Source organism: Halocynthiibacter styelae (genome assembly GCF_016123485.1).
GTDB lineage: Bacteria > Pseudomonadota > Alphaproteobacteria > Rhodobacterales > Rhodobacteraceae > Halocynthiibacter > Halocynthiibacter styelae.
The window spans coordinates 1-18,745 of record NZ_JADCKQ010000020.1 but is presented as its reverse complement, the minus strand read 5'-3'; the positions used below and the strand labels follow the sequence as shown (position 1 = coordinate 18,745).

At 52.3% G+C, this 18,745-nt stretch carries 17 protein-coding genes; 8 read left to right on the top strand and 9 right to left on the bottom strand.

What is annotated here, in order from left to right; all coding sequences use genetic code 11:
* Positions 1-13: 13 nt before the first annotated feature.
* The 4 genes from H1D41_RS17480 to phnE are packed head-to-tail and all read left to right on the top strand — an operon-like array spanning position 14 to position 4,249.
* Positions 14-1,867: a cytochrome c peroxidase gene (locus H1D41_RS17480; protein ID WP_228850139.1), complete on the top strand. Its 1,854-nt coding sequence runs from the start codon at positions 14-16 to the stop codon at positions 1,865-1,867.
* Positions 1,867-2,727 (top strand): phosphate/phosphite/phosphonate ABC transporter substrate-binding protein, encoded by an 861-nt coding sequence (locus tag H1D41_RS17475; RefSeq protein ID WP_228850138.1) that lies wholly within the window; start codon positions 1,867-1,869, stop codon positions 2,725-2,727. The genes H1D41_RS17480 and H1D41_RS17475 overlap by 1 nt, the downstream gene beginning before the upstream one ends.
* Positions 2,724-3,509: a phosphonate ABC transporter ATP-binding protein gene (locus H1D41_RS17470; protein WP_228850137.1), complete on the top strand. Its 786-nt coding sequence runs from the start codon at positions 2,724-2,726 to the stop codon at positions 3,507-3,509. Before H1D41_RS17475 ends, H1D41_RS17470 begins: the two co-directional genes overlap by 4 nt.
* A complete protein-coding gene (gene phnE / locus H1D41_RS17465; protein ID WP_228850136.1) occupies positions 3,506-4,249 on the top strand; it encodes a phosphonate ABC transporter, permease protein PhnE in 744 nt (247 codons plus the stop codon). Before H1D41_RS17470 ends, phnE begins: the two co-directional genes overlap by 4 nt.
* Before the next feature lie 801 nt (positions 4,250-5,050).
* Here the strand turns inward: phnE and H1D41_RS17460 are convergent.
* Entirely contained in the window at positions 5,051-6,007 is a 957-nt protein-coding gene (locus H1D41_RS17460; protein WP_228850135.1) for an AraC family transcriptional regulator, read from the bottom strand.
* A 138-nt stretch (positions 6,008-6,145) separates the two neighbouring features.
* On the opposite strand from H1D41_RS17460, the gene H1D41_RS17455 reads away from it, so the two are divergent.
* Together H1D41_RS17455 and H1D41_RS17450 are read left to right on the top strand one after the other, a co-directional pair.
* A complete protein-coding gene (locus H1D41_RS17455; protein WP_228850134.1) occupies positions 6,146-6,670 on the top strand; it encodes a DUF4142 domain-containing protein in 525 nt (174 codons plus the stop codon).
* Entirely contained in the window at positions 6,667-7,011 is a 345-nt protein-coding gene (locus H1D41_RS17450) for a plastocyanin/azurin family copper-binding protein (protein WP_228850133.1), read from the top strand. The genes H1D41_RS17455 and H1D41_RS17450 overlap by 4 nt, the downstream gene beginning before the upstream one ends.
* A 312-nt stretch (positions 7,012-7,323) precedes the next feature.
* On the opposite strand, the gene H1D41_RS17445 is transcribed toward H1D41_RS17450, so the two are convergent.
* From H1D41_RS17445 to H1D41_RS17415, 7 genes are read right to left on the bottom strand one after another with little or no spacing between them, the layout of a single operon-like run.
* On the bottom strand, positions 7,324-7,668 hold the full coding sequence (locus H1D41_RS17445) for a RidA family protein (RefSeq protein ID WP_228850132.1): 345 nt from the start codon (positions 7,666-7,668) through the stop codon (positions 7,324-7,326).
* Positions 7,669-7,680: 12 nt separating this feature from the next.
* Positions 7,681-8,796, bottom strand: coding sequence for an NAD(P)/FAD-dependent oxidoreductase (locus tag H1D41_RS17440; RefSeq protein WP_228850131.1), 1,116 nt, complete (start codon positions 8,794-8,796; stop codon positions 7,681-7,683).
* Positions 8,793-10,196 (bottom strand): FAD/NAD(P)-dependent oxidoreductase, encoded by a 1,404-nt coding sequence (locus H1D41_RS17435; RefSeq protein WP_228850130.1) that lies wholly within the window; start codon positions 10,194-10,196, stop codon positions 8,793-8,795. The genes H1D41_RS17440 and H1D41_RS17435 overlap by 4 nt, the downstream gene beginning before the upstream one ends.
* On the bottom strand, positions 10,196-10,498 hold the full coding sequence (locus H1D41_RS17430) for a (2Fe-2S)-binding protein (protein ID WP_228850129.1): 303 nt from the start codon (positions 10,496-10,498) through the stop codon (positions 10,196-10,198). Before H1D41_RS17430 ends, H1D41_RS17435 begins: the two co-directional genes overlap by 1 nt.
* 56 nt (positions 10,499-10,554) lie before the next feature.
* Positions 10,555-11,547 carry a TRAP transporter substrate-binding protein DctP gene (gene dctP / locus H1D41_RS17425; protein WP_228850128.1) on the bottom strand — a complete coding sequence of 331 codons (993 nt, stop codon included), beginning with the start codon at positions 11,545-11,547 and terminating at the stop codon, positions 10,555-10,557.
* 40 nt (positions 11,548-11,587) lie between these two features.
* Complete coding sequence (locus H1D41_RS17420) at positions 11,588-12,886, bottom strand: TRAP transporter large permease (RefSeq protein WP_228850127.1); 1,299 nt, start codon at positions 12,884-12,886, stop codon at positions 11,588-11,590.
* Complete coding sequence (locus H1D41_RS17415) at positions 12,879-13,361, bottom strand: TRAP transporter small permease (protein ID WP_228850126.1); 483 nt, start codon at positions 13,359-13,361, stop codon at positions 12,879-12,881. The genes H1D41_RS17420 and H1D41_RS17415 overlap by 8 nt, the downstream gene beginning before the upstream one ends.
* A gap of 136 nt (positions 13,362-13,497) precedes the next feature.
* Here H1D41_RS17415 and H1D41_RS17410 point away from each other — a divergent pair, with 136 nt between their 5' ends.
* Positions 13,498-14,418 (top strand): LysR substrate-binding domain-containing protein, encoded by a 921-nt coding sequence (locus tag H1D41_RS17410; protein WP_228850125.1) that lies wholly within the window; start codon positions 13,498-13,500, stop codon positions 14,416-14,418.
* Between the two features lie 107 nt (positions 14,419-14,525).
* On the opposite strand, the gene H1D41_RS17405 is transcribed toward H1D41_RS17410, so the two are convergent.
* The gene (locus H1D41_RS17405; protein WP_228850124.1) at positions 14,526-15,485 is read right to left on the bottom strand and encodes a LysR family transcriptional regulator; all 960 of its coding nucleotides are present in this window, start codon (positions 15,483-15,485) and stop codon (positions 14,526-14,528) included.
* A gap of 653 nt (positions 15,486-16,138) precedes the next feature.
* Between H1D41_RS17405 and H1D41_RS17400 the strand changes: the two genes are divergently transcribed.
* On the top strand, positions 16,139-17,731 hold the full coding sequence (locus H1D41_RS17400; protein WP_228850123.1) for a Hint domain-containing protein: 1,593 nt from the start codon (positions 16,139-16,141) through the stop codon (positions 17,729-17,731).
* Positions 17,732-18,745 lie beyond the last annotated feature (1,014 nt).

The window sequence follows — 18,745 nt, the reverse complement described above, 5'->3', positions numbered from 1 at the left end:
TTTGAGTCTCCATATGAAACGATTTCTCGCTACAACGGCCCTGTGCCTGTTGCCCGCCATGGCTCAGGCCACTGCTTTAGAAGACGCGCCCTGGGCGCCGCGCGCCGCCGCCTATCGGTTGACATTGTTTCTGGGGAACCTTGATCCAATGCCATGGGACCTTCTGGACAGCAGCTGGACAACGCCGGTTGCAGGCAGCGCCCGGGATATTGCGGCCTTTGAAAACATGACCGAGTCTGAAACCCGCGGCATATCCCAGGCCCTGGAAGATCAGGACCGCCAGGCTCTGTTTCTGGCTGCAACCGATGTGATTGAAAACGGAATTCTGCGGTCTCTGGCAAAGGCTTCTGACAATTTGGGCACGCCCGAAGCCGCACAGCATATTGCGCGGGCGGAAACCTTATACCGGGCATTTGCGGATGGCATTCAGGCGGCAGATCGCAGTGGTTTTCACCAGAACGGTCGGGCTTGGCTTGCCCTAAATTCAGCCGTCGGCAGCGCGGGCTTGTCCCAGGCCGGTGCCCTTGAGGCGGATCGCGATGCTTTCAATGCCGCGCGAGAAACCATTGAAACATACCTGATGCAGAACTACACCGCTGCGGATTTCATGCCACGAAGCACGCTAACGACCGTGCCCGAAACAATTCATAGCAGTGGGGCTGAGATCGAAGTGCCTGTTGCCTTGCCGCCTGGATCAAACATTGCGGATCAACGTGAACTTCCCCGGCTTGTTCTGCAGTTTGAAGAAGCCGGTCTTGACGAAGCTGACATGCCCTTGGTGGCGTATGGCGATATGCTGTTTGACAGCCCGGAAATCTTTGGCGGCCCCGCCCGCGATCTGGGTATGGCCTGTTCGACCTGTCATAATCGATCCGATGTGAACCGCGATTTCTTTATTCCCGGCCTGTCCAGCCATGCAGGCGGGATGGATGTGGACGGGTCATTCTTCAACTCGATGTTCAATGATCGCACCGATGATCACCTGGACACGCCCTCCATGCGCGGCATTCGTTTTACCGCGCCTTACGGGCGGGATGGGCGCGAATCCAGCCTGCGCCGCTTCACCCGCAACGTCATCGTGACAGAATTTGCGGGCAAAGAACCGACGCCATTTCAGCTGGATGCGCTGATTGCCTATATGCGCCAGTTTGATTTCCTGCCGAACCCCAAGATTGATGATGCAGGTCGTTTAACCGACTTAGCGTCTGAGGCTGCAAAGCGTGGCGAAGCCCTGTTCAATACGCCTTTTGAGGGCCTGAACGGCCGCGCCTGCGCCACCTGCCACACACCGGATCGGAATTTCCGCGACGGGATGACCTATGATATTGGCAGCTCTGAGGCGCCCTTTGAAGGCGGCACGGTCACGCAATTTGACACACCCACTCTGCGCAATATTAACTTTTCCGCCCCCTATATGCATGATGGTTCCCTGCCGACCCTGGAAAGCGTCGTGGATTGGTTCAATGACAGCAAATCCCTTGGCCTTGATGACGCTGAGCGCGGCGATCTGACCGCCTATCTTTATGCGGTTGGGGATGGGGAAGACCCCTATCAGGTCTTTAAAGGTCGCGAGACCACCTTCCGGCTGGCATGGGAAGAACTAACAACCTTTGCTTCCACCCTGAACACGCTGATCCCAATGCAGGACGCTGAAAACATTGCGCTTCTGGTGGATACTGTTGCTGCGGACCTTGCTGCGGATGCCTCAACCATGGTGAACCAGGCCGCAAAAGCCGATGTTTACCGCCTGTCCTCCCTTCTGAGAGCCGCAGGTGATGCCAGCGCCGGTGACAACTGGGCGGAAGCCGCCGCGGCCTGGGACGCTTTCAAAACCCTGCAATCCGAACTTGATGAGGCGATGTACTGATGCTGAACCGTCGTAACCTTTTGGCGGGCCTCGCGGCCCTGGCCCTGTCCGCCCCCGCAGCTCTGGCGCAGGACGCTTTGAAAATCGCCTTCATCCCACAGGAAAACCCGGAAAAACTATTGGGTGATATTGATGTCATCACCGCCTGGATGGGCGAACAGATGGGGCTGTCCGTGCAGGGTTTTATAACCTTTGATCACGCGGCAGCCGTGGAAGCCCTGCGCAATGGGGACGCGGATATTTCCTTTATGGGCGCCCTGCCCTTTGTGCTGGCCGAAGCGCAAATCGGGGCGGAGCCCTTGCTGTCTGAAGTGTATAAAGGCGCGCCCAGCTATGCGGGACGTATCTTTGTGCGTCGGGACAGCGGCATTGAAACGCTGGCAGACCTGCAGGGCCGCGATATTGCTTTTGCCGACCCGGTCTCTGAATCCGGCTATCTTTATCCGCTGGATTTATTTGTCGAACAGGGGCTGTTCACCGGCACGGATGGCGCTGCGGATTTCTTTGGCAACAGTTTCTTTGCCGGGGGCTATCAGCAGGCGATGCAGGCCATGGCGAACGGTCTGGTCGATGCAGCCGGGGCCAGTCAATATGCAGATCTTCTGTTGTCACCCGAACAACAGGCTGAAATCCGGGTTCTGGCAGAATCCGTGCAGATCCCCAGCCACGCAATCATTGCCCGCCCGGATCTGGATGCAGGGATTAAGGCGCAATTCACAGAGGTGATGCTGACCCTCAATGAAGCTGAAAACAACCACCTTTTGGCTTATCTCTATGGGCCGGATGGCTATGTCAGGGCAGACTTGGCAGCGTATGATGGCGTACGCGATATGGCGACGAAATACGGGCTGCTCGAATGAATCATGCTGTCGCCCTTTCAGGTGTGTCCCATGCTTTTGCTGATAGTATCGCTCTGCGCAGTATTGATTTAACCGTGTCTGAAGGCGTGCGCATCGCATTGCTTGGCCCATCGGGTGCTGGGAAATCCACATTGCTGGCTCTGCTGGATCGGCGCTTGAGCCCCAAAGGCGGACAGGCATATATTCTGGACAAGCCCCTGGTTCAAAAAGAGAAAACCAGCCGATCAGATCATGCAGATGTCGGTTTTATCTTTCAGGAATTCGCCCTGCTTGATCGCTTAAGCGTATATCAGAACGTGATGAATGGGCGGCTTGGGCGCACAAAGGGCTGGTCGTCACACTGGCTGTCTCTGCGGGGACGGTTTGATGCACAGGATCACCTGATCGTGGCCCGCGCGCTTGCAGATACAGGCCTGTCTGATTTGGCCCATCGCCGCGCCGATCAGCTGTCCGGCGGCCAACGCCAGCGCGTGGCCATTGCCCGCTGTCTGGCCCAGGAACCCCGTCTAATCCTGGCAGATGAACCCGTCAGCAATCTTGACCCGACCCGTGCAGCAGACCTTCTGGCCCTGATCACATCCCGGGCAACACAGGACAAAACCACCGTGATCTTCAGCTCACATCAGCCTGACCTTGCACAAAGATTTTCTGATCGCGTGATCGGGTTGCGTGACGGAGCCATTCTGTTTGACCGCCCCGGCAGCCAGGTGACCGCAAGTGATGTCAGCCAGCTGTATGACGGGTTCCCCCCTGAAACCAACCTGCGCGTGGTTGGCGCATGACACGCCATCTGATCTGGGTGCTGATCGGCGGTGCCATCCTCTGGGCCGGGTTCAGTGCGGATATTGGCACCGATAAACTGGGGTCGGCTGCACCGCGCCTTGGCAATTTTCTGGCACGGATGTTTCCCCCAGATTGGAGCGTCTGGCCAGAGATCCTGAAAGGCCTGCTGGAGACATTGCGCATCGCTATTCTCGGCACCTTCTTTGCCGTGCTTCTGTCCGCAGTTCTTGGTGTTTTAGCCGCTGAAGCACTGTTCCCCGGATATATCTGGCGGCCTGTGCGGTCTGGCCTTGCGATCATCCGCGCCATTCCTCTGATCGTGGTTGCCATGCTGATGGTCGGGTCTGTTGGCCTGGGCCCCCTGCCCGGTATTCTGGCGATCACCTTCCATGCCACCGGAATGCTTGCGAAGTTTTACGCCGAGGCCATCGACAATGTTGCGTCAGGCCCGGTGACAGCACTGCAAAGCGTCGGGGCGTCGCGCGCCCAGCAACTGCGCTGGGGCATCTGGCCGCAAATGGCGCCGGTGATCCTGCGCGATACGATGTTCCGCTTTGAACTGAACCTGCGGGAAAGCCTTGTCCTTGGGATCGTGGGTGCCGGCGGAATTGGCCTGTATGTGCAAACCTATGTGCGTTCGTTTCAATATGACAAAGCGGCGGCTGTGACGGTGGCAATCATCGTGCTTGTCCTGCTGTCCGAGGCCATTTCTGTAAAGTTACAGAACAAGATGAAATGACCCGCTGACCATGCTGTGACCTCATGCAATAGACTGGGTAGCCATGACGCTTCATGGAAAATCAGCCGTATTTAGTACGTGCGTAAAGTCCTAGCCAACGTGAACAATCCAAAATGGTCCTCCATCAAATGTATGGAACGTAAGCATTCAGATTACCAGTGTCAGATCTACCGCACTTACAAGCTATTTTGAACTCAGAGATTGCATTTTCATTGGTTACACACCAAGTTACACCAAAGGTTACACAAATCTCACTTCGGCTGACGAAAGACGGAAATTTATCACATGAAATCAATGCGGTACGAGAAGTCTAAAAATCACCCTCGATCCCTACCGCCGGAGCCAATCACACCGCAAGGCGTTGATTTACAACGAAAAAGGCACCCAATCGGGTGTCTTTTTCGATTCTGGGCACTTTTGGTGCACTCCGCTCGTCACAAACTCGTCACACGAGAGAAAAGAGTCGGAGCATGAAACCATCATCCAAGCTTCCCCACCTTGAATACCGCCGCAGCGGCTTCTACTGGCGCCGCAGAATTCCAAAGCGGGATTCAAACCATCAATCCAACCATTTTTTTGTTTTTTCACTCCGAACGCACTTCCCCTCCGATGCGAGGGCTCTTCCCTGCGAGTGAGCGTGACTTCTTGAACGCCGTTAGGCGTGGATGGATTTGGTAATGAAGCGTGGAAACATGACTGGGCTTTCTCTGTTTGCGCCGATTGTCAGCGTCGATAGAGTAAATCCAACCAGTCAACCCCAACCATCCCATGCGCTGATGTTTTCAAAATCATGTAGATCGTTCAGAATTGCGAATGAACGGTACTTTCAAGTTTCCTGAATTCGGCCGGTGATTGCCCGGTTTCTTTTTTGAAAGCTCGGGTAAACGCTGAATCTGACGCATAGCCGGCACTTTCGGCGGCATCGGTTAATGACGCCCCGGCCTGCAGCAAGACCTTCTTTGCGACTTCCATCCGCCAGGTTGTGACGTATTCCATCGGGGACATCTGCATCAGTTTCTGGAACTGAACAGCAAAACCTGTGCGTGACATTCCCGCCGCATGGGCAAGGGTTTCAACCGTCCATCGTTCTGCCGGGGCTTTGTGGAAGGCATCAATGGCCCGGCTGAGGTTCTTGTCGGAAAAGGCGGTTAGGGCAGTGTCGCGTGCATCATCACTTTCGATGTAACTACGAATGGCCTGTGCTAAAATCGCCTCTGACATTTTAAGGGCAATCAGATCCCCGCCCATTTTTTGCCCGCCGGCTTCTTCACCGATGACGCGCAATGTCGCCTCCATCCAGCGTCCGGCAGTTTCACCATAATTCGTCAGGTGGATGAACGGGGGAAGGCGTTCCATCAAAATATGCCGGGACTTCGGATTAAATGAAAAATGACCACAGATGAGCTGGGTTTCACTTTGCGGCTCATCCCCTCCGAACACCAGAACGCCAGATCCATCAAAACCGGATTTTTCCAACACGGCATCCAGTGGCATAATGGTGTGTTCGGGTTCGTGGCCACAATACAGATCATGAGATGCGCCATGTGGAATGATGATCAGATCCCCCTGCGCAAGCGTGATCGGATCTGAGACGCCATCGACTTTTACCAAACAGCTGCCACGATGGGCGAAGTGGAACCGTGCCACATTTTCATAACTGGGCACGGCAACGCCCCAGGGTTTTGTGAAAGACGTGCGAAAGTACAATGTCCCGCGCATAGACAGGTTGGTGAGGATGTCACTGAGTAGATCAAGCATACACTCACAATACCGCAATCAGTCCATCTGTACATATATTAGAACGATCTGCATGAAATTTGGAACGAACAGGCATATATCGCTGGCAATGAATGGACTTACCCTTTGTGCAGTTAACCACACATCTGGAGTTCTCAAATGAAGAAACTGATTTCTGCCCTTGCTATCACCCTGTCCATGACAGGTGTTCAGGCGTCCGCCCAGGACGTTGCTGCGATGAACGACCTTGAATATGCACATATCGCCTACACCGCAGACAACATCGACATTCGTTATGCGCATCTGGCCCTGGCTTTATCTACAAATCCAGAGATCCACGCCTTTGCCAACACGATGATCCGCGATCACACCGCAGTAAACGAAGCGGCTTTGGGGCTGCTGGATAAGTTGGGTGCATCTGCACAGGACAATGCCTTCAGCCAGACCCTGAACGCAAATGCAGAAGAAATCATCAGTGGTTTTGTTGAACTGCGCGGTGCGGAATTTGATATGGCTTACGCCGCCAATGAGCTTGCTTACCACCAGGCGGTTAATGATCTGGTTGAAAACACCATGATCCCCAATATTGACAACGCCGAAGTGAAAGCACTGTTTCAGCAGGGCCTGGAGATCTTCAAAGCGCATGAAGGACATGCTGAAATGATGGTTGAGGCACTACAGTGACCAGTGGTCGTTTTTCACGCCGTCAGGTGATCGGTGGGGCGGCTGCAACAGCAGCTGCCCTGACGACAACTTCACTGCGTTCGGATGTGCCCATTGTGCATGAAGTGGCCATTTTGACGTTCAAATTTGAGCCCCAGCATCTACGGGTTCACGTCGGAGACACGATCCGCTGGACCAATCATGACCTTGCCCCACACACAGCCACTGCCGACCAGTTCGGCTGGGATACAGGGGAGATCGCCAAAGATGAGATCGCCGAAGTTATCGTCACCGCTGGGATGGAAACATCTTATTTTTGCGCCTTTCATCCGCATATGAAAGGCACCATCGAAATCTTATAGCTGCCTAAGAATGAAAATACATGAGCTATAGCTTAAGCCATCGAAATTTAAACGATCATGGCATTCAAAGACAAGCCATTTCTGACCCTGCCAGTTCTACAATATGTGTATTGCAGTAGCATTAGATCTTCGATTTGGGGACGGATGATACTGTTGATCAAGGGTCAGAATGGACCTGATTTTTGATACTTATGTGATGAGACCAGCCCAGAGAGTTCACAGCCTTCCTAATTGGGAAGGCTGAAAATTTACGATTTAATGCTGGTTATGAACAGGGCAGTTGAAAAACTATGCTCAGATCCCGGTGTGTGTTTAATCACAGGCAGCAGTAACCAACAGCTCCACCTTCAGGGCTTCACGTGCAAGTTTTGCTTCACCGCAGGCACGTGCCGGGGCGTGACCTTCTGGCACCCAGGCATCCCAAACGGCGTTCATCTCTGCGAAATCTGTCATATCTGCAAGCCAGATCACACATTGCAGGATGCGGGTATTATCAGAGCCAGCTTGTTCCAGCAAAGCATCGACTTTGGCCAGGCATTCACGGGTTTGATCCGCCACGGTTTCAGCACCTGAGGTCTGGCCACAAAGGTAGGCGACACCGTTGTGTTTTACGATTTTGCTCATGCGTTGGTTGGTTTCGATGCGGGTGATTGTCATGGATGTCTCCTGTTAAAGAACGGTACGGTCGTAGCGATTGATACGTAGAGGGTTGAGATCAAAGTCGGATTTTCCGTGCAGTACCAGATCAGCCATAACCTTGCCAACAACCGGACCCATCTGGAAACCGTGGGCAGAAAACCCAAAGGCGTGATAAGCGTTTTGCGCATTCACCGCAGGGCCAATTACAGGCAGATTATCGGGCATATAGGCCTCCAGCCCGGCCCACATACGATTGACAGAAGCCCCGGCCATAATCGGAAAAAACTCAATTGAGATACGTGACGCCTGTGCAAGTTTCGCATAGTCAAGATCCGTGCGATTGTTGGCACGATCGGCAAAACCTTTGGCTCCGCCCCCGATCAGAACTGTACCGTTTTCAAACTGTTTGAAGCTGAGCTGCCGACTAACACCCCCAACCACCGGGCCGGCAAAATGCGGCATCCGCGCCGTGATCATCAACATCGGCGCGGCATGAGACAGAGGCACATTATCCCCGATCATCAGCGCAATTCGATCCGCCCAGGCCCCGCCACAATTCACGACTTTTCCCGCTTCAATCCTGCCCGCGCTACTATCGGCAAGCCAGTGGTCACCGAATTGCCGCAGATGGGTTAACTCAGTCCCCTCTAAGATCTGCGCACCACGGGCTTCGGCGGCAAAACGAAAGGCATTGGTCGATTTGTAAGGGATTGCATGGCCATCAATATCGGACATCACTCCACCAACACATTTGTCGTTCACATGGGGCAGACGTTCGCGCAATTCGTCGCGATCAATAATGCGTTCATGGTGGTATCCGGCGGCGTGCATATTGGTTTCACGTGCGCGCATGGTTTCCAAATCAGCTTCGTCCACGGCAATGTTGATCAGGCCAGTTGCGCGAAACCCGGTGTCGCCTTGCAGTTCATCATCAAGGCCAGGCCACATCTGCATTGAGGCTTTGGACAAAGCGACTTCTGCCATTCCCCGACCCAGCAAACGCACGCCACCAGCATTCACACCTGATGCGTGACGCGCAATGTAATCCTTTTCTAATAAGATCACGGATACGCCTTGTTTCGCAAGGTTATAGGCAATCGCGCAGCCTTGGATACCGCCGCCAATGATCAAAACATCTGTTTTCATTTGACGCGCTCCTTACCTGGGGTGACGGTCTTGAAACGGCTAAATTCTTCAAGGCTGAGCAGACGTTGTGGGCTGCGCAGACGGTAATAACCGACGTCTTCTATTGGCTCTTGGCGCCAATCGCTTAACAGTTGGCTGACCATCGGGCCACATTGCCGCCCCTGACACGGCCCCATACCGCAACGTGTCAAACTCTTAAGGGCATTTGGATCTTTCGCACCGGTTTCAAAACCGTTGCGTAAATCTGCAAGACTGCGTTCTTCGCAACGACAGACCAAGGTGTTCTCAACCTGGGGAACGCGCAAAGATTTTAACGGACGGTATAGGCGATCAATAAATCTCCGGAATTTGGCGAGTTTGCGAAGCGTATTCAAATCGGGTGCGGCCAATTGATCACGCTCTTTCTCAGAGATACGCCCAAGGCGCGCGAGGATGCCCAAAGCGGTCAATCGCCCTTCACACCGCGCGCCATCAGCACCCGTAATTCCAGCCCCGTCACCAGCCACAGACACATGCGACATAGATGATGATTGTCCAAAATCGTCACGTTTCACATGCCAGGTCAGCTGTTCTTCATTCCAGATGTGTTCCAACCCCAAAGCGCGGGTCATATTTGCATTTGGCATAACGCCGTGATGCAGAAATACGGTGTCTGCTTCCAGCTCCACAGCTCCCCTGGGCGTTTGGATCCGCAAGCCTTCAGCGCGGGTTTCCCCGATCACCTCAAGCTGGCTGATATTGCGGTAAACGGGCACGCCCGCGCGGCGAATTTCATTCAGCAGCGAGAGGCCTTTTTTCAACATGGAAGGTGCCGCCAAAGCGCCCGCGATCAGCGGGGCGGCTTGCCTATAATTTTCGCGCGGCGTCGTGTCGACCAAGGCACGCACCTTCACGCCAAGACGCAAATATTGCGCGACGATCAGGTATAACAACGGCCCAGACCCGGCAAAAACCGCACCCTCAGCCACCATTGCATCGGATTTCAACATGACCTGCGCCGCACCAGCTGTCATCACGCCGGGCAAGGTCCAACCCGGGATCGGCATGGGGCGTTCCATGGCACCTGGGCACAGCAGAAATTCACGCGCTTGGGCTTGGCAGGTTTCACCATCTTGCGAAAACATCACTTCGCCATCTTGGCCGATATGCCAGACATCTGCGCCCGCGATATGTTCGGCCTTACATTTCTCATATGCGGTGATCAAATCCGCGCCTGCCGTGTAATCCGGCCCAAGAACACTGACGTCTGGCAGCGGAGATTGGGCCGCAGCACGATAAATCTGCCCACCTGCCCGTAGACCGCGATCCAGAACCAAGAGGGTAACGCCAAATTTATCCAACATCAATGCGGCAGACATACCAGCAGGGCCTGCGCCCGCGATCACGCAATCATACACCATTACAGATCTGCTTTCGTATTCTCAGTAATGACTTGGGTGGAAATATGCATACCATCCGCCACTTGACGCAAACACGCTTGCTGATTGGATTGGCCATCAATTTCCACAAGGCATTCAAAACAAACACCCATCGCACAATAAGCGCTGCGATCTTGTCCACTTAGGGCGGCTTTACGAGTGGATGTTTGCCCGGATAAGGCCAAAGCCGACCATACAGTTTGCCCCAGTGGCACCTCTACCACCTGTCCATTCACGGTCACGCTGACCTGTGGATCGGTGTCGGTTTTAAGAGATCTGAACATTGGTGCCTCCTTTCGGGTTGAATGGGGGAAACAGGTGTCTCCCCCAAACGATTGCCTTAGTTACCGATTTGATCAAGGATCGCTTGACCCCATTCTTGGCCAACATCGTTCAGGACTTCTGGCCAAACCAATTCACGTACATGTGCAGCGGTAGTTGCAAGTTCTTCGTCGCTGAGGGCAACAATCGTTGCGCCATTGTCTGCCAAACGCTGTTCAAACGCGCCCTGATCTGCTTCTGCGGTTTCCCAACGTGTCGCTTCAAATTCAAGCGCCGCCGCTTCCAAAGCTGCGCGATCTGTGTCGCTCAGGTCTGCCAGAGATTCAGAATTGATGATCATGTACCATACTTCAAAGTGTGTGTTTACAGGCACATAAGTCGTAGTCACATCACGGAAAGATGCGTAATACCCTTCGGCACCGGACCCAACAACGCCATCAACAACACCGGTTTGAACGGCAGTGAACGCTTCTGAGAACGGGATGGGGGAGCTGATGTAACCCAAAGCATCTGCGGTCAGCTGGAAGCTTTTGATGCCAGGAACGCGTACTTTGATACCCTTGGCGGCAGTTGGGTCACCTGGATTTACCGCATCAGTGTTCAGGGCAACGCCACCGAAATACACGGGATATGCCGCCAACATGGTGATGTCTTGCTCAGCATAAAGGTCTTTCATCGCCGCGTGGATTGCGCCACCTGGGCCGTAGATCGCCTGTGCTTCGGCCCAGCTTGCCGCAACATATGGGAAAGCAGAAATCTGCATACGACGGTCAACAGCGGTCGCCGCAGGTTGCACAGCCATGTCGATCGCGCCAACAGAAATGCGTTCCTGAACAGAGGTGTAATCGCCCAAAGCAGAGGCTGGGAACAGGTTCAGTTCAAGTGAGCCATCCGTCGCGGCGGACAGGTTTTGCGCAAACGCACGCAGTTCATTGTCGATGGTCGCGCCTTGTGGGCGGATGTGGCTGACTTTCAGCGTGTCAGCGGTTGCAACGCCAGCGGTGACCAATACGGCCGCAGCCAGACATGTGGACTTAAGGTAATTCATCATTTTATTCTCCTCCTGGGATGATGATGGTGATTGGATTTGCTCAGTAGCCAAAGAAACGCGGCAACCCGAGCGACAGGTCAGGCCAGAAACTGGTCAAAAACACGACCGGCAGATAGCCCAACAAAATCAGTGTCATAGCAGGACGAATGACCTGGGTGACTGGCACCTGACCAATGCGCGCGCCGAGATATAGGATCGATGCATAGGGTGGGGTCACCCCGCCCATTGCGGTGTTCACGCCCATGATCGCTGCGAATTGGATCGGGCTGATGCCGATGGCTTGCATCAAGGGCAAAAGCAGCGGTGCAATCAGGATAATCGCGGTCACATCGTTCACAACCATGCCCACCAGGAACAACAGGATGTTGATCAAGATCAGCAGTAAAATCTTGTTTTCTGTGATCGAAAAGATCGCTTCAACCAGGGCTTGCGGCACGCTTTCCAATACGAACATTTGGCTCAGGATCATGGAAAACAGGATCATCAACATGATCGCGCCCACAGATGTCGCCGCCTCACGCCCTGCGCCAAAGAAGGTCGAAACATTCAGACCTTTGTAGATCAGGAACCCAACCGGGATCGCGTAGATCACCGCCACGGCCGCCGCCTCTGTTGGGGTCATGATGCCGCCGTAAATCCCGCCCAGAATGATCACAGGCATCAACAAGGCCGGCGTCGCTTTGAAGCCGCGAGACGTGGCTTCGGCAACGAATGCTTTGCCTTTCAAAGGTTCGTCCAGCTTCAGCGGAAATTTACGTGCCATGCGAATGTTCACAATGGAAAAGCTGGTCATGATCAACAGGCCTGGCCCAAGTGTCGCGAGGAAACAGGCAAGGATGGAAGTATCTGTCACCCAGCCGTAAACAATCATCGTTACGGATGGCGGGATCAACAGGCCCAGAAGGGATGCGTTCGCGATCAAGGCTGTTGCATATGCGCGCGGATACCCTTGCTTTTCCATCTCTGGGATCAACAGGGGACCAATTGCTGCAACACCCGTCAGGCCTGAACCTGAAATCGCACCGATCAGCGCACAAGACACGGTCGCAACCACGCCCAAACCGCCGCGCAAATGGCCGATAAAGATGTTCACGAAGTTCAGCAAAGCCGCCGCAATGCCCGACACAGACATGATCGTCCCCGCCAGCACAAACAACGGAATCGCCAGCAAAACAGGGTTACCAAGCTGCTGAACCCCCCAAAGCATATTGCCCTTCATGACAACATCACCAAGGAAATACATCACCATCAACCCGCCACCAAAACAGTAAGGCAGTGGCACGCCCAAAGTCAGAAGGATCACGAGAACCGCAACCGCAAGAAGTGCAATTTCAACCATTTTGGGTCTCCGAAGATGGGGTGATTAAGGTGCGCAGGCTGATCAAAAGATGCCAGGCGGTGAAGATCATCATCAAAACCAAGCCGACCATCAACGAGATATCGACATAGAATGTCGGCAGGTACAGGGTTGGGCTTTCGCGCCAGACACGGATGGAATATTGCGTGAAATCCCAGGCCCAGCTGGTCAGCCACAGGCCAATCACGATGCTGATCGTGTGACTGATGACCGCCAAAAACTGCTGCTGTTTTTCGGTGCTTAGGAAGATCTCAAGCACATTTGCGCTGATGTGCGTGTTCTCCCGCGAGGCATTCACCGCCCCCAACATATACAGCCACATCGTTGGATAGAGCAGGCTCTCTTCCAATCCCATGACCGGTATTTCCAAGACATATCTGGTGATCACCTGAACAAATTGACCCAACGCAACCACGCAGATCAACACCGTCAGAATGACACTGGCTATCCGATCCATTTTTCCCTCCCCCACCGCAATTGATGCGGCCCAAGTTGCCGGAAAGCATGGCGACAGTGGGGTAAAGGGTCAAAGCAATTAAATTGATTATGAAATAAGGTTACCTTATAGTCTGGCAAAAAAATGTGGTAAAACAATGCTTAACAACATCAGCTTTCGCCAACTCCAAGCCTTCAGAGAGGTCATGCGCAGTGGTTCTGCGTCTGATGCCGCGCGAATCCTTAACAGAACACAACCTGCTGTCAGCGCTCTGATCGCCAACCTGGAAAGCGAACTGGGGCTGACGTTATTTCGCCGCCAAAAAGGCCGGATGGTCCCTACCCCCGAAGCGCAGTTCTTTTTAAACGACGCAGAAGCCATCCTTGATCGCCTCGCCCTTTCGACCCGAACGATGCATGAAATTGGTAACCTGACCAAAGGGCGCCTGAACATCGCATGTATGCCAGCCGCCGCTGATATGCTGATGCCACAACTGCTTGGGGATTTCCTTCAGGGGCGTCCCCAGGTGGACGCGTCTTTGATGATGCGCGCCTCATCTGTGGTGACGGAATGGGTGGCCTCGCAACAATATGACATCGGCCTGGCTGAAACCTCTGCCGCCAATCCCGGGATACAGACACGCGACTTTAAGCTTAAATGTCTCTGCGCCATTCCCCGGCATGATCCCCTTGCACAAAAGGAGTGTATCGAAGCAAGGGACCTGAACGGAAAACCCATGGCGGCCCTGCAAGGTGGGCACCCCAATCTGATTGCCACACGGGCGGCCTTTGCAAAACAAAGGGCAAAATTTGTACATCGTTTTGAGCTAAGAACATTTCAGCCGGCGCTCATGATGGTTGAACGGTCTTTGTGCTATTGCATTTGCGATCCGATCTCTGCCGCCGGCTACGCCCGTCTCGCACCCGAACCCCGTCCTGTCGTTTTCCGTCCCTTCCAACCAGGTGTGTTTCTTGAAGTATCCATCCTACAACCAGCCCACCGCCCTGCATCCGTCCTTGCAGCGGAATTCGCAGAACGCCTTTCACATGAATTGGAAAAGCTTGAAAAACATGTATGAATATCGACCAGGCCACATGCACCCTGCCCTGTTGGGCCGGGATACACCCTAATTAGATGGTCAAAAGCCACAAATTTTGAGATACCTAAGTGTCGGTTTTCGTCACATTATACTTGCGTTGTCAGATATCTCTGACAATCCAGCTTTTCAGTCGGATTGGAAATGATCGCTTTAATGCACGAAAGTACATATTCAATAAAATATTCTGCAGGCTCAGAGAGAGAAGCCCCTTTTGTGCGCATGAATAATGACGGTAAATAAATTTCCGGAATGAATTTTTTGAAGATCAGATTGTTCTGCTGTGCGTTATTCAAAAGATATCCCTGTACTGTCATTGCGTCACAACATGCACAGATTTTTCCCGCGCGCACAAACGGCAATGCGGACTGATACGTTGTGACTTCGGAAGCAATTTCAATACCCTCCCCACTGCTTCGCAGAGCTTCATGTATCAGCTGTCCATGCAGATGCCGTCTGGGTTGTAAAACGATCTTACGCATTTGCAGTTGCCTTGGAATGATCACATCTTCAGTTGCAAGCGGATCATCTTTTGCAAGGGCAATCAAAGTTGGCAGTTCAAAATTGGTACTGTTTACAAAAGACGTGTCAGCGGCGGCTTCTGAAAACCCATAATGATATTGCCCGGTTGCCATAGTTTCCACTATGTTCTGCCAGTGAAGTGTGGATATATCGAAAGCAGTTTCCCTGTACTTATCTGAATAGATCGATACCAAATGCGGCAAAAAAGAAGCCGTAAACGCTGGCATTCCAGCGATCTTAGTCTTTTCAGTTTCTTCAGATTTGTCATTTTTCGCGTCGTCCCAGAAGACTTCGAACGATTTTAAAATAGATTGCGCTTTGGGTAGCAGAGATATTGAATGACTGGTTGGGCGCAGGTGTCCCTGGACAGAAATAAACAACTCTTTTTGAAGTTGATTTTCAAGTTCCTTAATTGCACGGCTAATTGAAGGTTGTGTCCGTCCAAGGTTGTCGGCTGCGGATATCATGGAACCGGTGACCATGACTTCGATAAAGCAACGTAAATGACGTAAGTTTAAATTCAACATCTCACCTTCCCATTATGAGAGATTTAATATTGAATATTACCGCTTCAAAATGCGGCCTGCTACCTACCAGGATACTGAATATCGAAGCCAATAGCTCGTGCCCCAAAGCACTGCGATGGACACAAACTACAGGAAATCGTTTCAATAACAACAATTCTGTAAATCACCTTCATGGCGCTGATCTTAAAAGGATATTTAAACTCAAGCCTCAATTGAAATCCAAATTTGCAACGTTATTTTAAACACCCTTCTCACATAAATTTAAACCTCGTGAGCAGGGTTTCTAAATGCACGTTTTAAGAAACCTGTGAAACAGCACAATCGCCTGATTGGATTACCTTCGAACTTTGCACGATTCTGTTCAGCCCGAAGGTAGGTCGCGAAGAAAAATATGAGGGATCAAAATGGTGAATATTCAAGTTTTCTTTCTTGGCAATCTGCCAATCATCGATCCTATTGAGGGGACTTCGACTGGACCCAATGAAAATTCCTCGGCACTTGTAGGCAGTTCAGGCAGCCCACTATCGAGCGACGTGAGCACAATCGACATTCCCAGTGCTTCAGCAATTCTTTTAACAACAGATCACAATCCATCAGGTCTGGGTTCGTCTCAAATACAATATGATGCTGGCTCAAGAAATGGTTCTGCGACTGTGGATGCAATTCAGGCTGTGACAACCACGGTTACTTTTGCAGATGGTTCGACAAATAATCTCAACTTAAACGTTTTTCAAACCACCTCTGACGATACATTCCTTGCAATTCCAGATGCTTTGCAAAATCAATTCAATCAGGGCGTGACATCCGTTTCGGTAAATAGCATTCCCCTTACGAGTGTTCGGGCACTCGGAATATCGTCCTATGATGATATTAATCTGACAGGCGAAACACCCTCTGATGGTATCGTCGATGGTGAAGATACCGGCGAAGTCATGGGCGTTGGATATGATGACTCTGGTCAGGCTACCGACAATGGCGGCGACATTATCGACGGCGCAGATGGTCCCAATGATATCATTCATGGGAACAGGGGCGATGACACAATCAACGCCAGCGTCGGCACGGATACTGTTGACGGCGGATCCGGCAATGACACGATTGATGGCGGTTTTGGAACAGACAATCTGGATGGTGGCACCGGGATCGATACGGTTTCCTATGAAACCTCGTTTGGAAGCTCCAGTGAATTTGTCGAACTGGATCTGGAAGCCGAAACTGCCCTGCTAAATGGCAATGCAGGTGCGACGGAAACGGTTGCCAATTTCGAGAATGCAATTGGCAGTGCCGGCAATGATACAATCAATGGTACGTCCGGGGACAACATCCTTGAAGGGGCCGGTGGCGCAGATACAATTTCCGGTCGGGATGGCGACGACACAATCGATGGCGGGCTTGGGAGCGATACGATTGAGGGCAACGCAGGTGATGACACGATCACCGGGGGCGATGGCGACGATACGTTCATCTACAACGCAGGTGATGGCATCGACACAATCACCGACTTTGGTGCGGATTCAACCAATGCGGATGACGGTGACAACAGCAACAATGATTTCATCAACCTTGCCCCCTTTTATACCAACCAGGCAGAGTTCGAATCCGACCTTGCAGATGACGGGATCTTAAACCAGTCCGACGACAGCGATTATTCCGATAACACTGCATTGGCCAGGGGGGCGATCACCGGGCTTTCCTCTCTCAACGGGATCTCTGCATCTTCGCTTCTTGAGCAGACCGGCATTGTTTGTTTCACATCAGATACCCGAATTAGAACCCCTGACGGAGAGGTTGCGATTCAAGATCTTGCCGTGGATGACATTGTAAATACGTCCGGAAGTACCGCAAAACTGCGCTGGATTGACCACCGCAAAGTCACTCAGGCAGAACTTCTTGACGACCCCAAACTGCGCCCTGTCCGGATCATGGCGGGTGCCCTGGGGAACAACCGTTCCGTTCGTGATCTTCTTGTATCGCGGCAGCATCGCATGCTGGTGTCCTCTAAGATTACCCAACGCATGTTCAACCAGGACTCCGTGCTTGTCGCAGCAATCAAACTGACAGGCCTTCCTGGTATTTTTGTGGACGACTGTGTTGAGGAGGTAGAATATATCCACCTTCTGTTCGACAAACATGAAGTCATCTTTGCGGAAAGCGCCCCCAGCGAAAGCCTTTACACAGGAACCGAAGCCCTGAAATCGATTGCACCAGAGGCGCGTGACGAAATCTTCACCTTTTCCCGGAACTGAAAAGCCAGACGGCCCCACCCGCACCAGCCCGGCCATTGCCGTCAGGCCGCGAGCAAAAACAACTCATCGCACGCCACATAAAAAACCAAAAACTTATCTTGCGGGACGTGCCCTGCACCGGAATCTTCCCTCAGGCGCTTGCATAGAAATTCTTCGGGAAAGGAAGGGTCATGTAGATCGTCAAAGGCTTGCTACTGTCATGTAAGCCCGAAAGCCCGTCATATTTGACCAGAGAACTGCAAGTCACTGCGCTTCCCCCGCAGAGCGGGCTGTGAGAACACGGGAAATGGCAATGACAGTTTGTGTTTCACAGGTTTAATCACGGTCGGACAGTTCACAAAGTTTCTCGAAAAAAGTCAGCGTTACGCGAACCACAGCCCCTGAAATGTGTCGATTATTTTGCCGGCGAGAAATTTGAAGCTGTCGAGCACCCTGCCGAAGTTACTCGGTATGATGCGCTTACATATGCCCTTTGGCGCAGGGATGTGAAAAACCGGTATTGCCGCAGTTTTCCGCATCTCGAAGGCCGAGTGAACGGCGAAACCAACTTCCTGATAAACGCTCCAATCCCCCATCACTTTCAAATTTAATTTTTACGATAATTTTCAAATATTTACCACCCCTACTTAATCTTATTTTCTTGTCGCATGCGCAGAGATTCTGATCAATTGGAAGCAAAAAATACATCTGTAGGTGTACTGGTCAAAGTGCCGCCTTACCTGCATCGGTGCAGAAAAAGTTCACCTGAATCTTTCGGTCCAAACTGCGACGTTTCCATTTCCTTTCCATCAATAAAGGAACATGAAATTGCAATACAACCACACCAAACTTCACATCTCTGCCTACGTTGGCAAGCTCATCAAACTGGTGGTACTCAGCTCTATTCTCCCCCGGTATAATCCCCGGGGGAGTTTTTTGTTCAGAACTTGGCGATTATGTTAATGAATGCGCCTTTGTCGTCCTGTGTGATGTCTGCGAGGTCATCAGAGAAGCGGCCGAAGTTATAGCCGAGGC

Bases quoted from the DNA above. Each gene is read 5' to 3' on its own strand.
- H1D41_RS17405 (WP_228850124.1), bottom strand. From the start codon at position 15,485: ATGTTGAATTTAAACTTACGTCATTTACGTTGCTTTATCGAAGTCATG.
- H1D41_RS17475 (WP_228850138.1), top strand. From the start codon at position 1,867: ATGCTGAACCGTCGTAACCTTTTGGCGGGCCTCGCGGCCCTGGCCCTG.
- phnE (WP_228850136.1), top strand. From the start codon at position 3,506: ATGACACGCCATCTGATCTGGGTGCTGATCGGCGGTGCCATCCTCTGG.
- H1D41_RS17420 (WP_228850127.1), bottom strand. From the start codon at position 12,886: ATGGTTGAAATTGCACTTCTTGCGGTTGCGGTTCTCGTGATCCTTCTG.
- H1D41_RS17480 (WP_228850139.1), top strand. From the start codon at position 14: ATGAAACGATTTCTCGCTACAACGGCCCTGTGCCTGTTGCCCGCCATG.
- H1D41_RS17415 (WP_228850126.1), bottom strand. From the start codon at position 13,361: ATGGATCGGATAGCCAGTGTCATTCTGACGGTGTTGATCTGCGTGGTT.
- H1D41_RS17410 (WP_228850125.1), top strand. From the start codon at position 13,498: ATGCTTAACAACATCAGCTTTCGCCAACTCCAAGCCTTCAGAGAGGTC.
- H1D41_RS17430 (WP_228850129.1), bottom strand. From the start codon at position 10,498: ATGTTCAGATCTCTTAAAACCGACACCGATCCACAGGTCAGCGTGACC.
- dctP (WP_228850128.1), bottom strand. From the start codon at position 11,547: ATGATGAATTACCTTAAGTCCACATGTCTGGCTGCGGCCGTATTGGTC.
- H1D41_RS17455 (WP_228850134.1), top strand. From the start codon at position 6,146: ATGAAGAAACTGATTTCTGCCCTTGCTATCACCCTGTCCATGACAGGT.
- H1D41_RS17460 (WP_228850135.1), bottom strand. From the start codon at position 6,007: ATGCTTGATCTACTCAGTGACATCCTCACCAACCTGTCTATGCGCGGG.
- H1D41_RS17445 (WP_228850132.1), bottom strand. From the start codon at position 7,668: ATGACAATCACCCGCATCGAAACCAACCAACGCATGAGCAAAATCGTA.
- H1D41_RS17440 (WP_228850131.1), bottom strand. From the start codon at position 8,796: ATGAAAACAGATGTTTTGATCATTGGCGGCGGTATCCAAGGCTGCGCG.
- H1D41_RS17470 (WP_228850137.1), top strand. From the start codon at position 2,724: ATGAATCATGCTGTCGCCCTTTCAGGTGTGTCCCATGCTTTTGCTGAT.
- H1D41_RS17435 (WP_228850130.1), bottom strand. From the start codon at position 10,196: ATGGTGTATGATTGCGTGATCGCGGGCGCAGGCCCTGCTGGTATGTCT.